The organism is Stenotrophomonas maltophilia, from assembly GCF_023518235.1.
Taxonomy (GTDB): Bacteria; Pseudomonadota; Gammaproteobacteria; order Xanthomonadales; family Xanthomonadaceae; genus Stenotrophomonas.
This window is the reverse complement of sequence record NZ_CP090423.1, coordinates 1455926-1469832: the sequence shown is the minus strand read 5'-3', so window position 1 is coordinate 1469832 and position 13907 is coordinate 1455926. Positions and strand designations below refer to the sequence as shown.

Annotated in this window: 10 protein-coding genes; 9 read left to right on the top strand and 1 reads right to left on the bottom strand. The window is 67.2% G+C overall.

From position 1 onward, the window contains the following. Window positions 1-125 precede the first annotated feature (125 nt). The 9 genes from LZ605_RS06820 (at window position 126) to LZ605_RS06775 (ending at window position 10718) form a co-directional block, all read left to right on the top strand. Window positions 126-2702, top strand: a complete 2577-nt coding sequence (locus LZ605_RS06820; protein WP_249844236.1) for a TonB-dependent receptor plug domain-containing protein — start codon at window positions 126-128, stop codon at window positions 2700-2702. Between the two features lie 53 nt (window positions 2703-2755). Continuing rightward, complete coding sequence (gene msuE, locus LZ605_RS06815) at window positions 2756-3337, top strand: FMN reductase (RefSeq protein ID WP_249844235.1); 582 nt, start codon at window positions 2756-2758, stop codon at window positions 3335-3337. Between the two features lie 156 nt (window positions 3338-3493). Next, a complete protein-coding gene (locus LZ605_RS06810) occupies window positions 3494-3856 on the top strand; it encodes a DUF3088 family protein (protein WP_107232341.1) in 363 nt (120 codons plus the stop codon). Between the two features lie 14 nt (window positions 3857-3870). Then, window positions 3871-4848: an MsnO8 family LLM class oxidoreductase gene (locus tag LZ605_RS06805; RefSeq protein ID WP_249844234.1), complete on the top strand. Its 978-nt coding sequence runs from the start codon at window positions 3871-3873 to the stop codon at window positions 4846-4848. Window positions 4849-4866: 18 nt separating this feature from the next. Next, window positions 4867-6210, top strand: coding sequence for an LLM class flavin-dependent oxidoreductase (locus LZ605_RS06800; protein ID WP_249844233.1), 1344 nt, complete (start codon window positions 4867-4869; stop codon window positions 6208-6210). Window positions 6211-6214: 4 nt separating this feature from the next. Then, on the top strand, window positions 6215-7435 hold the full coding sequence (locus LZ605_RS06795; protein ID WP_249844232.1) for a M20 aminoacylase family protein: 1221 nt from the start codon (window positions 6215-6217) through the stop codon (window positions 7433-7435). Further along, entirely contained in the window at window positions 7432-7983 is a 552-nt protein-coding gene (locus LZ605_RS06790; RefSeq protein WP_107232345.1) for a GNAT family N-acetyltransferase, read from the top strand. The genes LZ605_RS06795 and LZ605_RS06790 overlap by 4 nt, the downstream gene beginning before the upstream one ends. Continuing rightward, entirely contained in the window at window positions 7980-9725 is a 1746-nt protein-coding gene (locus LZ605_RS23105) for an amino acid ABC transporter permease/ATP-binding protein (RefSeq protein WP_279920299.1), read from the top strand. Before LZ605_RS06790 ends, LZ605_RS23105 begins: the two co-directional genes overlap by 4 nt. A gap of 15 nt (window positions 9726-9740) precedes the next feature. After that, on the top strand, window positions 9741-10718 hold the full coding sequence (locus LZ605_RS06775; protein ID WP_229557925.1) for an ABC transporter substrate-binding protein: 978 nt from the start codon (window positions 9741-9743) through the stop codon (window positions 10716-10718). Window positions 10719-10777: 59 nt separating this feature from the next. On the opposite strand, the gene LZ605_RS06770 is transcribed toward LZ605_RS06775, so the two are convergent. Next, window positions 10778-13897, bottom strand: coding sequence for a discoidin domain-containing protein (locus tag LZ605_RS06770; protein ID WP_229557924.1), 3120 nt, complete (start codon window positions 13895-13897; stop codon window positions 10778-10780). Between the last annotated feature and the right edge of the window lie 10 nt (window positions 13898-13907).

Sequence of the window (13907 nt, the reverse complement as noted above, 5' to 3'; positions counted from 1 at the left end):
ACCTCATTACCAGCAGTCATGTGAGTGGCCGGATGTTACGGCTGGGTGACGCGATTCCGCCTGTCGCGGTGCGTGAACAGGCCCTTGAATGGAAGCGTGTCTCCGGCCCATCCCCACGAGCCCCCATGCCTGCCGCCCACACTCCTGTCCTGAGCTCTCTTGCCGTCCTGATTGCAGCCACGCTTGCTGCGTCGCCCAGCCATGCTGCTGAAGCCGATGCGGATCCTGCCAGCACTGCGGCCACCGCCAGTGTTGCCGCCTCTACGCTGGATGCGGTGGTGGTGACCGGGTCGCGCACCAGTACGCGCACGGTGAAAAACAGCTCCACGCCGATCGATGTGATCTCTGCGGAAGACCTCACCGCCACCGGCCAGGCCAACCTGCTCGAAGCGCTGCAGCGTGCGCTGCCCTCGCTCAGCCAGATTGGCGGCTACCAGAGTGATCAGGAGAGCCTGATCCGTGGTTACCAGCTGCGCAACCTGTCGCCCGGCTACACGCTGGTGCTGGTGAACGGCAAGCGCCGCAATGCCAGCGCCTACGTGAGTGGGGCAAACGGCGGTGGCTTCCCCGGCCATGCCTGGGCCGACCTGGCGCTGATTCCGGTCTCGGCCATCGACCATGTGGAAGTGCTGCGTGATGGTGCATCGGCCATCTATGGCTCGGATGCGATCACTGGTGTGGTCAATGTGATCTTGAAGTCGCAGGCGCACGGCGGCGAGTTCGCCGTGGAAAGCGGGCAGAGCGTGGATGGCGATGGTTCGCGCACCAGCGTGCGAGCGAATGTGGGCCTGCCGTGGGGCGCTGATGGCTTCGTCAATCTGTCCGGCGAGACCACGCGTCAGCATCATGCGATCCGCACTCGGCGCTATGTCGATGGCTACCTGAGCTATCCAGCGGTGGATGCCAGCGGCAACCGGGTGGCCTTGCGCCCGAACAACCGGCTGCCGGCCGGCGCGTCGCCGAACCCGGCCGAGGCCACGCGTGATGCTGAGGCCAACACCATCCTCAGCTCGCCCTCGTATGCGCTGAAGGCGTTCGCGGTGAATGTCGGCCATGGCCTGGGTGAGAGTGCGCAGTTCTACGCCAATGCCACGGCCAGCGACCGCACCGCGCAGGCGATCCAGAACTTCCGCCTGCCGGCGACCATCTTCACCACCTACAGGGCTGCCGGCGTACTGAGTGTGTTCCCCGATGGCTTCCTGCCGGTGCTGGAAACCAAGGAGAAACAGTACACCGGTACCGCGGGGGTGAAAGGCCAGATCGCGGGCTGGGATTACGACGCCAGCCTGACCGGTAACCGCAGCACGGTGCGCACCTACACGCGCAACTCGGTGAACTACTCGCTGCCGTATCCCGGTTCGCCCACCGATTTCTACGACGGCAAGCTGGACTACCAGCAGGGCATCGCCAATCTGGATCTGCACCGTGGTTTCGAGGTGGCCGCGTTCGCCTCGCCGCTGGAAGTGAGCGCCGGTGCGGAATACCAGCATGAACAATACGAGCGCGGGGCCGGGCAGTGGGAGTCGTATACCGGATTCGGTGCGGCCGCCTTCGTGGGCTACTCCACCGCCGATGCGGTGAAGGCCACCCGCAACAGCAAGGCGGTCTATGCGGGCGCGGCTACCAACATCACCTCGCGCTGGTACCTGGATGCGGCCGCGCGCTGGGAAGACCATTCCGACTTCGGCAGCGTGTCCACCGGCCGCCTGACCACGCGCTTGGACTTCACCGATGCGCTGGGTTTGCGCGCCACGGTCAGCAACGGTTTCCACGCACCGAGCCTGGGCGCGCAGTTCTACCAGGCCACCGGTAGCTGCCCCTGCGGTACTACGCTGGTGGCGCAGGTGTCTTCACCGGCGGCGATCGCGCTGGGGGCAACACCACTGAAGCCCGAGAAAGCCACCAACTACAGCCTGGGCGTGACCTGGGACCCCAGCCCGGCCTTCCACCTGGCGGTGGACGCGTACCAGATCGACATCCGAGGCCAGCTTGGCCAGTCCAGCCAGATCGGCTACAACGCGCAGGACCCGGCGCGCATCACCGACAACAGTGGCACCGTGCTGAGCGCGGCGCAGAAGAACACCATCGATGCGCTGCTGGGCTCGGCCGGCATCAGCATCCTGCCCGGTGATGCGTTCTACGCCAGCTACTTCACCAACGTGGGCAATACCCGCACGCGCGGGGTCGAGCTGACCCTGGAAGCGAACCAGGAAACGGCGTGGGGCAAGCTGCGCTGGAGCTATGCGGCCAACGTCGGTCGCACCACCATCCAGAAGGTCAGCGACATTCCGGCGGCGCTGCAGGGGCTGCCGAACATCAACCTGTTGACCAAGAGCAGCGAGTACGCGCTGCGCTTCCGCACACCGAGCTACACGCAGGTGGCCGGGCTGGGCTGGCAGAACGGGCGTTGGCGTTCGAACATCGATTTCACCTATTACGGCCCGATCAAACGCCTGAACAACGGCGTGGAGTACAAGCAGCCGCCGGTGCTGGTGACCAACCTTTCAGGTGCGGTGGAACTGGGAGCGGGCTGGAGCGCTGCGCTGGGCATCAACAACGTGTTCGACAAGCGCACGCGCAAGGTGCCGCAGTACGCGCGCAGCGCCACCGATGTGGCCAGCATCGAGACTACCTGGGATTCGGGCGATGTGCTGAGCCGGATCGGGGCGTTCTGGTATGGGCGGGTCAATTACCGGTTTTGAGGTTCAGGCCAACGGCAGCCGAGCATGGCTCGGCTCTACAGAGGAGCAGGTCAATGTCAGGTGCATTGAAGGTGGTTGCGCTGGTGGGGTCGCCGACCAGTTCGGCGACGTCGCGCACGCTGTTGCTGGTGCGGCATCTGCTGGAGTCGCTGCAGCAGCGGGTGCACGCCAGCGTGGAGCTGGTGGAGCTGGCGCCGATCGCGCGCTCGCTGGGGCAGGCGCTGTCGCGCGATGAGGCGGAGCCTGCGGTGGAGCAGGCGCTGCAGACGATCGAGGCGGCCGAGCTGCTGGTAGTGGCCGCGCCTGTGTATCGCGGCTCCTATCCCGGCCTGTTCAAGCATCTGGTCGATTTCATCGGGCTGGAGGCGCTGGTGGATACGCCGGTACTGCTGGCGGCAACTGGCGGCAGCGAACGCCACGCGCTGGTGATCGATCACCAGTTGCGGCCGTTGTTCAGCTTCCTGCAGGCGCACACGCTGCCAATCGGGGTGTATGCAACGCCAACGGACTTCGAAGGCGAGCGTATCCACAGCGTGGCCTTGCAGGCGCGGATTGCGCTGGCGACCGAGCGCGCGGTCGGGCATCTGGCCACGCAGGCACGGGCGCTGCCGGTGCCGCTGCGACGCATTGCCTGACGCCATAACCGGCGGCGCTTTGCTTATGGCCAAGGCGCATCTGCATGGCCGGATATGACCGCCGATTGTCGCCTGGAATCGCTGCCGCAGCCGCTGGCATCTCTAGCATCGAAGTTGAAGCGGCATCGCATTGCCGACCCTTGTGAGGAGATCCCCGTGGCGTTGGACGCAGCAAGCAAACCCATCCTGTTCCTGCTCGACCGTGAGTTCGAGGACGGCCAGATTCCCGGCCAGCGCTTCTTCTGCCGGCACAGTCTGCTGCTGGAAGGCGCGCTGTCGAGTATCGAGGGCTTGGACACTCAGCTGGACGTGCGCCGCATCGGCTTCGCGCGGCCACGCCACGAGGTGATCGCCGAGATCGGCGAGCAGGACCAGTCGCTGCCGAAGCTGGTGTTGCCGCAGGGCGTGCGCAGCGAATTGGCCAGTGGTGCCCACCAGGACCGCCAGTACATCTCCGGTGCCGAGCCGATCCTGGCCGCGCTGAACGGCCTGCTTGGCATTCCCGTGGCCCATCCCTGAGCGAGGACGCGAGCATGAGCTATCTGATCAGCGTATTGGACAAGAGCCCGGTGCCCGAGGGTGCGTCAGCGGAGCAGGCGCTGCGCAACAGCCTGCAGCTGGCGCAGCGTGCCGAGCAGCTGGGTTACCACCGCTACTGGTTTGCCGAGCACCACGCGGCGCCGGCCCTGGCCAGTCCCGCACCGGAGGTGCTGGCGGCCTGGGTGCTGGCGCAGACCCGACGGATCCGCATCGGTAGTGGCGGGGTGATGCTGCGCCACTACGCGCCCTACAAGGTGGCGGAGAACTTCAACCTGCTGGCCGCGCTGGCACCGGGCCGCGTTGATCTGGGCGTGGGCAAGGCCCCCGGTGGGTTGCCGGCCTCGACGGCCGCGCTGGCGGCAGGGCGACCGGCGTTCGCTGACTTCGATCAGCAACTGCGGGACCTGGAAGGCTATTTGACGGGCGCTGACACCGAGGCGCTGGCGCGCCCGATTCCGCAGCAGGCCCCGGAGCGCTTCCTGCTCGGGGCCAGCCCGCAGAGTGCGCGGCTGGCGGCCGAGCTGGGCTGGCGTTTCGTCTACGCCGCGCACTTCGACGGCGATCCGAAGCACATCGAGGCGGCGTTCGACGCCTACCGTAGTGTCTCCACGCAGGCACCGCTGCTGGCCACGGTGGCGTTCGCCGCACCTACCGCCGAAGCGGCCGCACGCCATATCGGCGCACTTCGGGTTTACAAGCTGCACCTCGGTCCCGGGCAGACGGTGAACCTGCCCAGCCCCGAGGCTGCTGCCGAGTACGCACGGCAGGTGGGTGTGGCCGACTTCCGCATTGAGGAAACACGCCCGAGTGTGCTCTCCGGCGATGCACAGCACGTGCGTGACGAGCTGGACGCGCTGCACCGGCGCTTCGGCGTGGGTGAATTCGTTCTCGACGCGCCGGTGGCCGACCTCGACGCACGCCTGACATCCCTTGAACTGCTGTCGCCCGCGCCGCGCGCGGCGGTGGCCTGACCTGCAGGAGCGATTCCCATGAGCACGACCCCGCGCCACATCCCGTTCGGCATCATGCTGCAGGGCCCCGGCAGCCATATGCATGCCTGGAAGCACCCGTCGAACCCGGCCGATGCCAGCGTCAACCTGCAGTTCTACATCGACATCGCGCGCATCGCCGAGGACAACGGCATCGCCTTTGGCTTCGTGGCCGATGGCCTGTACATCAACGAGAAGTCGATCCCGCACTTCCTCAACCGCTTCGAGCCGATCTCGCTGCTGTCGGCGCTTGCCACGGCAACCAGGAAGATCGGCCTGGCCGGCACGCTGTCGACCTCCTACAGCGACCCGTTCACCGTGGCCCGCCAGTTCGCTTCACTGGACCTGCTCAGTGGCGGCCGGGCCGGCTGGAACGTGGTGACTTCACCGCTGGAAGGCTCCGGCCGCAACTATGGCCGGCCGCATCCGGAACACGCGCTGCGCTACCAGATCGCCGACGAGTACCTGGACGTCGTGCAGGGGTTGTGGGATTCGTGGGATGACGATGCCTTCGTGCGTGAGCGCGACAGCGGCACCTTCTTCGCGCCGGAGAAGTTCCGCCGCCTCGACCACAAGGGTCGCTTCTTCCAGGTGGAAGGGCCGCTCAACATCCAGCGTTCGCCGCAGGGCCAGCCGGTGATCTTCCAGGCCGGTTCATCTGACGATGGCATCGCGCTGGCCGGCAAGTACGCCGATGCGGTGTTTACCCATTCGCCGTCGCTGGAAGAAACCCGCGCGTTCACCCAGAAGGTGAAGAACTCGGCAATCGCGCACGGCCGCAGCGGCAACGACGTGAAGATCTTCCCGGGCATCGGCCCGATTGTCGGCCGCACTGCCGAGGAGGCCGAAGCCAAATACCAGGCGATTGCCGCGTTGGCGACGCTGGAAGATGCGCTGGCGTACCTGGGGCGGTTCTTCGATCACCACGACTTCAGCCAGTACGACCCGGATGCACCCTTCCCGGAGCTGGGCGACATCGGCAGCAATTCGTTCCGTTCCACCACCGACCGCATCAAGCAGGACGCGCGCGAGAAGGGCCTGAACCTGCGCCAGGTGGCACTGGAAGCGGTGAGCCCGCGGCCCAACTTCATCGGCACACCGGAGCATGTGGCCGATGAGCTGATCCGCTGGTTCGATGCCGGTGCCAGCGATGGCTTCATCCTCGGCTTCGCCGCGCAGCGCGAAGGCCTGGACGATTTCGTGACCCAGGTGCTGCCGATCCTGCGGGCGCGCGGCTACCACCAGCGCGAGCTGACAGGGCAGACCCTGCGCGAGCATCTGGGCCTGCCGTACAAGGCCAGCCGCTATGCGGCCGATGCCGAACCGGCGCGGAAGGTGGGGTAAGGCGATGAGCGGAGAAACCGCGCTAGCACCGGGCGACGTCCGGCAGAATCACCCAACAACCGGCGTGCTGGCCGAAATCGCCGCGCGTGCCGAGGCGGCCATCGCGATCCGCCATGATCTGCACCGGCACCCGGAACTGGCCTTCGAAGAGCATCGCACCAGCGCCCGCGTGGCCGAACTGCTGCAGCAGTGGGGCTATGAGGTGACCACTGGCCTCGGCGGCACCGGCGTGGTCGGCACGCTGCAACGCGGGCAGGGCAGCCGTCGCCTGGGCCTGCGTGCGGACATCGATGCGTTGCCGATCCAGGAAGACTCCGGGCTGGCCTACGCCAGCCAGACCGATGGCCTGATGCACGCCTGCGGCCACGATGGCCATACCGCGATCCTGCTGTCGGCGGCGCACTACCTGGCCCATCACGGGCGCATCGATGGCACCCTGCAGTTGGTGTTCCAGCCCGCAGAGGAAACCGGTTCGGGTGCGTCGAAGATGATTGCCGATGGCCTGTTCGAGCGCTTCCCGGTGGATGCGATCTATGGGCTGCACAACTGGCCGGGCGTGCCGGTGGGCCATTTCGGTTTCGTCGACGGGCCGGCGATGGCCTCGGTGGACTGGGCGCGACTGAAGGTGATCGGCAAGGGCGGCCATGGCGCCGAGCCGCAGGGCAGTGTCGACCCGATTTTGGTGGCGGCACACATCATCACCGCGCTGCAGAGCGTGGTCTCGCGCAATGTCGATCCGCGGCAGATGGGCGTGGTCACTGTCGGCTCGATCCATGGCGGGCAGGCGGCCAATGTGATTCCGGACGTGGTGGAGCTGAAGCTGACGGTGCGCGCCTACCTGCCCCAAGTGCGCGATACGCTGCGGCGCCGGGTTACCGAACTTGCCGAGCAGACCGCTGCTGCGTTCGGTGCGCGTGCCGAGATCGAGTTTCCGCGCGGCTTCCCCAGCGTGATCAACCACCCACAGCAGACCGCCTATATCCGCGAAGTCGCCGAGCGCGGATTCGGCGCTGGACAGGTGGTGCCCGATTTCGCGCCGCGCACGGCCAGCGAGGACTTTGCGTTCCTGCTGCAGGCGCGGCCCGGCAGCTTCGTGTTCGTCGGCAACGGCGACAGCGCGCCGCTGCACAGCCCGCGCTATGTGTTCAATGACGCGGCGATCGCACCCGCGGCCAGCCTGTGGGCGCGGCTGGCCGAAGACTATCTGGTGAAGGACGTAGCATGAGCAGCAACGAACGCTTCCTCTACACCTCGGTGGATGACCCGTTGGCGCGTCCGCTGTTTGACGGCCTGGAGCAGGAGTACGACAGCCGCTATGCCGACGTGCGCCGTCGCATCGGCGGCAGCGCCCGCGAAGAACTGCAACGCTATCCAGCGCAGGCCTTTGCCGCGCCGGTGGGGGCGTTCGTGCTGCTGCTGCGCGATGGTCTTGCCATCTCCGGTGGCGCCTTCATGCCACACCGGGACCCGGATACCGCCGAGTTCAAGCGCATCTGGACACTGCCCGGACTGCGCCGCCAAGGCATCGCGCGGCGCGTGCTGCAGGAACTGGAAGACCAGGCGCTGCGCCAGGGGTACCGCCGCGTGTTCCTGACCACCGGCTTCCGCCAGCCCGAAGCGGTGGGCCTGTACCTCAGCCATGGCTACACCGCGTTGTTCGACCTCCAGGCCGATCCGGAAACCGTCGCGCATCTGCCCTTCGAGAAGCACCTGCTCGCGCCGGCGGCGGTGATCGCACCTGCACCCGCCGCGGTGCACGGAGCCCACGCATGAGTACGCCCTCGACGGCACTGGGGGGCATCGCTGCACGGCCGGCACCGGCACCTGCGCTGAAGATCGTGCCGGCCCGGCATCCATTGCAGGTGTTCGGCACCGTGTTGGCGCTGGCCTTGATCCTGATCGGGCTGCAATCGGTGCTGGGCAACCCGCGTTGGGGTTGGGGCACCTTCGCCGAATGGTTCTTCGCGCGCCCGGTGCTGGAAGGGCTGGGCCGTACGCTGCTGCTGACCGCACTTGGCACTGGGCTGGGGTTTGCGCTGGGCACGCTGCTTGCGCTGGCGCGCGTGTCCGGTTCGCCGTTGCTGTCGGCGGTGTCCTGGGGCTATGTGTGGTTGTTCCGCTCGATTCCGCTGCTGGTGCTGTTGCTGCTGCTGAACAACCTGGGCTATCTGTACAGCACCATCGAGCTGGGCGTGCCGTTCACCGGCATCAGCCTGTTCTCGTACCCGACCACGCAACTGATCGGCGTGTTCACCGCGGCCGTACTGGGCCTGACCCTGAACCAGGCCGCGTTCTCGGCCGAGGTGATCCGTGGCGGCATCCTCTCGGTAGACCACGGCCAGTATGAAGCAGCGGCCGCGCTGGGCCTGCCGCGTGGCCGCCAGGTGCGCCGCATCATCCTGCCGCAGGCGATGCGCTCGATCCTGCCGGCCGCGTTCAACGATGTGATCGGCCTGGCCAAGAGCACCTCGGTGGTCTACGTGCTGGCGTTGCCGGAGCTTTTCTACACCGTGCAGGTGATCTACCGCCGCAATCTGGAGGTGGTGCCGCTGCTGATGGTGGCCACGGTCTGGTACCTGGTGATCCTGACCGTGCTGTCGCTGTTGCAGCGACGCGTGGAGCAGCGCTTCGCGCGCGGCCAGCTGCAGCGCGAGCGCTCGGTGTCGCGCGTGTCATCGTCCCCGCGCGTGCAGAGCGATGCCGCACCGCGCGAGGCCAACCGCCCGCGCATCGCCACCCAGGTCGAAGCGGGCGAGGGTGCGGCGGTATCGCTGCATGACGTGGGCAAGGCATTCGGCGAGCAGCCGGTGCTGGAAGACGTGAATCTGGACCTGCGCGCCGGCAGCGTGACCGTGCTGATCGGCCCCTCGGGTGCAGGGAAGTCCACGCTGCTGCGGCTGATCAACCACCTGGAACGTGCCGACAGCGGGTACGTGACCGTGGGCGGCCAGCTGATCGGCTACCGCCGCGACGGTGACACCCTGTACGAACGCCCCGAGCGCGAGATCCGCCGCCGTCGTGCCGAGGTGGGCATGGTGTTCCAGGGCTTCAACCTGTTCCCGCACCTGACCGCGCTGGAGAACATCATCGAGGCGCCGATCGCGGTGCGTGGCGTGCCACGCGCGCAGGCCGAGCAGCAGGCACGCACGCTGCTGGAACGTGTCGGCCTAGCCGACAAGGCCGATGCATTCCCGCGCCAGTTGTCCGGCGGCCAGCAACAGCGCATCGCGATCGCCCGTGCGCTGGCGCTGCAGCCGAAGGTGCTGCTGTTTGACGAACCCACCTCGGCGCTGGACCCGGAACTGGTGGCCGAAGTGCTCAGCGTGATTGAAGAGCTGGCCCGCTCCGGCACCACGCTGGTGATCGTCACCCATGAACTGGGCTTTGCCCGCCGCGTGGCCGACCACGTGGTGATGATGGACCAGGGCCGGGTGATCGAGCAGGGCACGCCCGACGCCGTGTTCGAGCGACCGCGCCAGCAACGTACCGCCGACTTCCTGGCCAAGACTCTGTAACCCTCAAGGAATGCCATGAGCCCTGCAGCCCCCCGTCGCCCCTGGCGCAGCACCCTGTTGATCGTGGGCGTGCTGGTTATCGGCACCGCCGGTATTGTCTATTCGCGCGTGCGCCAGGCCCCGGAGCCTGCAGCCGTGGCCGCGACCAGCCTGGCCGGCGCCAACACCGCCGTGCTGAAAGGCACGCTCGATCCCAAGGCGCAGGCCTTGATTCCTGCGGGCTACCGCTTCGTCACGCCAGGCGCGCTCACCGTCGCCACCCACCCGGGGCAGCTGCCGCTGGCCGACTATGGTGCCGACAGCAGGGAGGTGGTCGGCATCGAGCCGGATATCGCCCGCCTGATCGCCGATGGCCTGGGCCTGAAGCTGGTGATCGTGCCGGTGGCCTGGGCCGACTGGCCACTGGGGCTGGAATCGGGCAAGTACGATGCGGTGCTGTCGAACGTGACGGTCACTGAAGAACGCAAGAAGAAGTTCGATTTCTCCAGTTACCGTTACGACCTGCTGGGCATCTACACGCGCAGCGATGGGCCGATCCAGAAGATCGAAAAGCCCGCCGATGTGGCCGGGCTGAAGGTGGTGGTCGGTGCCAGCACCAACCAGGACCAGATCCTGCGCCAGTGGGACCAGCAGAACATCGCCGCCGGCCTGAAGCCGGTGGAGTACCAGTACTTCGATGACGCGGTGGTTGGTCGGTTGGCGGTGATCACCGGGCGTGCCGATGTTTCATTCGAGCCCAATGCCACCGGCGCCTATTCGGCGCGCGACGGCAAGGTACGGCGCGTGGGCCTGTTCCCGGGTGGCTGGCCGAATGCCGCGGCGATCTCGGTGACCACACGCAAGGGCAGTGGCCTGGCTGATGCAGTCACGCAGGCACTGAACACGCAAATTGGCAGTGGCACCTATGCGCAGGCGTTGGCGCGCTGGAACGTGGCAGAGGAAGCCGTGCCGCAGTCGCAGACCAACCCACCGGGGTTGCCGACGCTGCAATGACGCCGGGCGTGGCCTGGCGCTACCTCCGCTTCTGTAGAGCCGAGCCATGCTCGGCTGCTCTACCAACGTGCCTCCAGCTTCTTGAATGGCTTTGCCAGGCGCACACCCTCGGCATCGAAGTTGGAAACGCTACGTCCATCCACACGCACCGTCTTCGGCATCGTGCGCGCCGGCCACCAGACCTTCACCGCTGTCCCGTTGCGCAGCCCCTCGCCAAGCGCCACCGTCAACACGCCGTCGCGCTGCCGCGCCTGCATCTGCAACGTGCCATACGCAGTGGGCAAGCGTTCCACTGCCAACCCATCCTCCGCCACCCACGACGGCGGCGTACCCGGCAGCAGCGACAGCGCATCATCGTCTTCACGCATCAGCATGCCGAACAGCGTGCGGCCGTACTCGGCGCCGATCCAGGTGTGCGGCATGTCGCCGAGATAGCGCGGGAACCGCAGCCGCGAATGCACCACTTCGGCCAGCACCTGCCACTCAAGCGGGCGCCGATCATGCAGCAGGCCCTGCAGCAGCTCGTCGGCCACCTGTGGTTGACCGAGGTGCACATAGCTCAGCACGTTGCGGATTTCGTACGGTGTGTACGCGTACAACGCGCCAGGCTGGCCGCGCTTGCGCACATCGTCCAGGTAACGGGCGAAGGTGGTCTTCAACGCCTCGGCAGGCAGCACGCTCTGCGCCCCGGTCGGGTCCAGCGCGATCGATACTCCGGTGGGGTCACCATCGCCCAGATCGGCAGAGGAGGGGATGAAGTCGATGCCCTTCCACGCCATCGTCGCCCGGATCGATGCATGCAGCGCGTCGTACAACGCCTTGTACTGTTGGCGCGCCCACGCCGCAGTCTCGTGGTCGCCCAGTGACTCGGCCAGCCACGCGCCGTCGTGCCAGCCCTTCAGGCCCCAGTAGTCATCCCAGTAGCTGTGGGTGGGCGAGGGGTAGCCTTCGTGGCTTATCGACGGCGCGAGAATGCCGGCGAAGCGTTCCGGTGCTGGCTGGTCGGCCTTGTAACCTTTCACCAGCGTGCGCTCGCGCAGTTCCTGCAGGAAGCGCAGGGCCGCTTTCACCTTCGGCAGATACGCGCGTACCGATTCGGGCCCGCCATCGAGGCGCGCCACATCGGCCACCAGTGCGACGTACTGGCCCTGGCTGTCGTACTCGATGTCCGAACCGAAGCCGGTGTTGACGCTGCCATCGTCGTTGAGGATGGGTGAGACCAGGCCGTTGGCGTGCACGCCGTGCTCGCTGTACCAGGCCAGGTAGTCGCGCGCGACCTTCGCCTCACCCATGCGCAGCAGCACCGCCGAGGTGGCCATGCCGTCGCGGATGAAGGAACGGTTGTAGTTGCGCGGGCCGGGCTGCATGGCTGGGCCGGTCTGGTTGATCAGCATGTAGGCGGCCTGTGCGCGCAGCATGTCCACCAGTGAGGGATCGGGCAGGCGCAGGCCAACCTGGCCGAGTCGTGCCTGCCAGTCCGCCGAGGCCTGCGTGGCCAGTGTGTCGAAGGCGCTGCTGGCGTCGTCTGGCAGCGAGGCCAGATCGAGCGGTGGCGCTTCGGGCAAGCTGCCGTCGGTGTCTGCCGCGGCGGTGCCCAGCGGGAAGGCGACCACGACCGATTGGCTGGCACCTGGCGCCAGCGAGATGGGATAGTCCAGCGCCGCTGCTGCAAGACCCTGGTCGTCGCGCGCCTGCTGTGCGGAAGGCAGTTGTCCGGCGGCAATGCCGGCGGTGATTTCCTTTGCACCGTCCTGGCCGAACGGCGCCGCGCCGGACGCAGCCACCGGCGTGAGTGACTGCAGCAGCGTGCGACCGTTGATGCGCACAGCCTGTCCGTTGATGACCACCTCGCGGATCGGCGACAGCCCGCCGTTCTGCCACGGTGGATTCATCTGCATCGGGCGCACGACAAGGCTGAGCGTGCCTTCGATCCTGGTGCTGCCGGTGTTGTGCAGGCGGTGGCGCAGGAAGGTCACCGGCTGGCCATCACGTTCGATGGCGAACACTTCGCTGCGCAGTTCCAGCCCGGGCTGCGGCGACCAGGTGGCGGAGGGCATCGGCTTCCAGCCATCACGCAATGCATGCTGCACGTTCTGCCCGGCGGCACCTGCAGTGCCCCCATTGGCGCTGCGCCAGATCGGCTGCACCAGCGGCGCGCCCTTGAACGCTTCCAGGTTGCCGTACTCGTCGAAGATCGATTTTTGTCGCCCGGCATGCACACCAACAGCGGTCCAGTAGGTCTGCTGCATCTGCAGCGAGGCCGGGAACAACGCGCGTTGCGCACCGCTGGCGGCAATCTGGTACTGCTTCATCGGCGTCATCACCGCCTTCGGCCCGAGCAGGCGCAGGCGCGCGATCTGTGGGGCGCTGCCGTCCACACTCAGACGAAACGCACGCAGCGGCTGCGCGGTATCGGCGGCGAGCCAGCTCTGTCGATGAGTGGCCGCCTGCGCATCATGCGCGAGCGCGTGCCATCGGCCCTGTGCATCCTGCGCCTGCAGGCGGGCCGCGCCACGCGCGCCATTGGCCCAGTCCACTACCAGGCCGGCGGTCGGCTGGGCCCGGGGCAGGGTGAGCTCAAGCGTATGGGCACCCCCTTCTGCGTGCGGAATCGCGACAGCGCTCCCGCCTTGCCAGAGCGAGGCCGCCTGCGCTGCATCGAGACCCTTCACGCGTGCGCTGAGCGCGCTGTCCAACGGCTCCATTTCGAAGATCGATACCCCCCAGTCGGAGGTGCGCTGCGGGCTGGCCAGCCGCAGGTAGCGCGCCTGGCGCGGTGCGAAGTACAGCGTTTCCACATCGCCCAGCGAATCAGCCATGGTGTAGGCGGTCTGCCACTGCGTTCCGTCCAGCGAGGTCTGCAGCGAATAGCCTTCCGGATTGGAGACGTCCCAGGTGAGGCGGGCGCCGGCCAGCTCTGCCGGTGCGCCCAGATCGATCTGGAACCAGTGGCCGGGACTGAAGGCGCCGCCGGTGACGGTTTTCGCATCGCCGTCGATCAGGCGGCTGATCGCCATGGCCGGCACCTGCTGCGAGGAACTGCTGGCCTGCCACTGGCTGCGCGGGGGAAGGGTCTGTGCGTGCGCGGTGACGGCCAGGGCGGTGAGCAGCAGGGCCGCAGCAGGCCGCATCGGAGGGGAGAGGGGAGTGAGCCTGGAACGTTCAGCGCGCAACGTCATTACGGACAGC

Coding starts and splice junctions, on each gene's coding strand:
- LZ605_RS06820 (WP_249844236.1), top strand. CDS start 126: ATGCCTGCCGCCCACACTCCTGTCCTGAGCTCTCTTGCCGTCCTGATT.
- msuE (WP_249844235.1), top strand. CDS start 2,756: ATGTCAGGTGCATTGAAGGTGGTTGCGCTGGTGGGGTCGCCGACCAGT.
- LZ605_RS06805 (WP_249844234.1), top strand. CDS start 3,871: ATGAGCTATCTGATCAGCGTATTGGACAAGAGCCCGGTGCCCGAGGGT.
- LZ605_RS06800 (WP_249844233.1), top strand. CDS start 4,867: ATGAGCACGACCCCGCGCCACATCCCGTTCGGCATCATGCTGCAGGGC.
- LZ605_RS06795 (WP_249844232.1), top strand. CDS start 6,215: ATGAGCGGAGAAACCGCGCTAGCACCGGGCGACGTCCGGCAGAATCAC.
- LZ605_RS06790 (WP_107232345.1), top strand. CDS start 7,432: ATGAGCAGCAACGAACGCTTCCTCTACACCTCGGTGGATGACCCGTTG.
- LZ605_RS23105 (WP_279920299.1), top strand. CDS start 7,980: ATGAGTACGCCCTCGACGGCACTGGGGGGCATCGCTGCACGGCCGGCA.
- LZ605_RS06775 (WP_229557925.1), top strand. CDS start 9,741: ATGAGCCCTGCAGCCCCCCGTCGCCCCTGGCGCAGCACCCTGTTGATC.
- LZ605_RS06770 (WP_229557924.1), bottom strand. CDS start 13,897: ATGACGTTGCGCGCTGAACGTTCCAGGCTCACTCCCCTCTCCCCTCCG.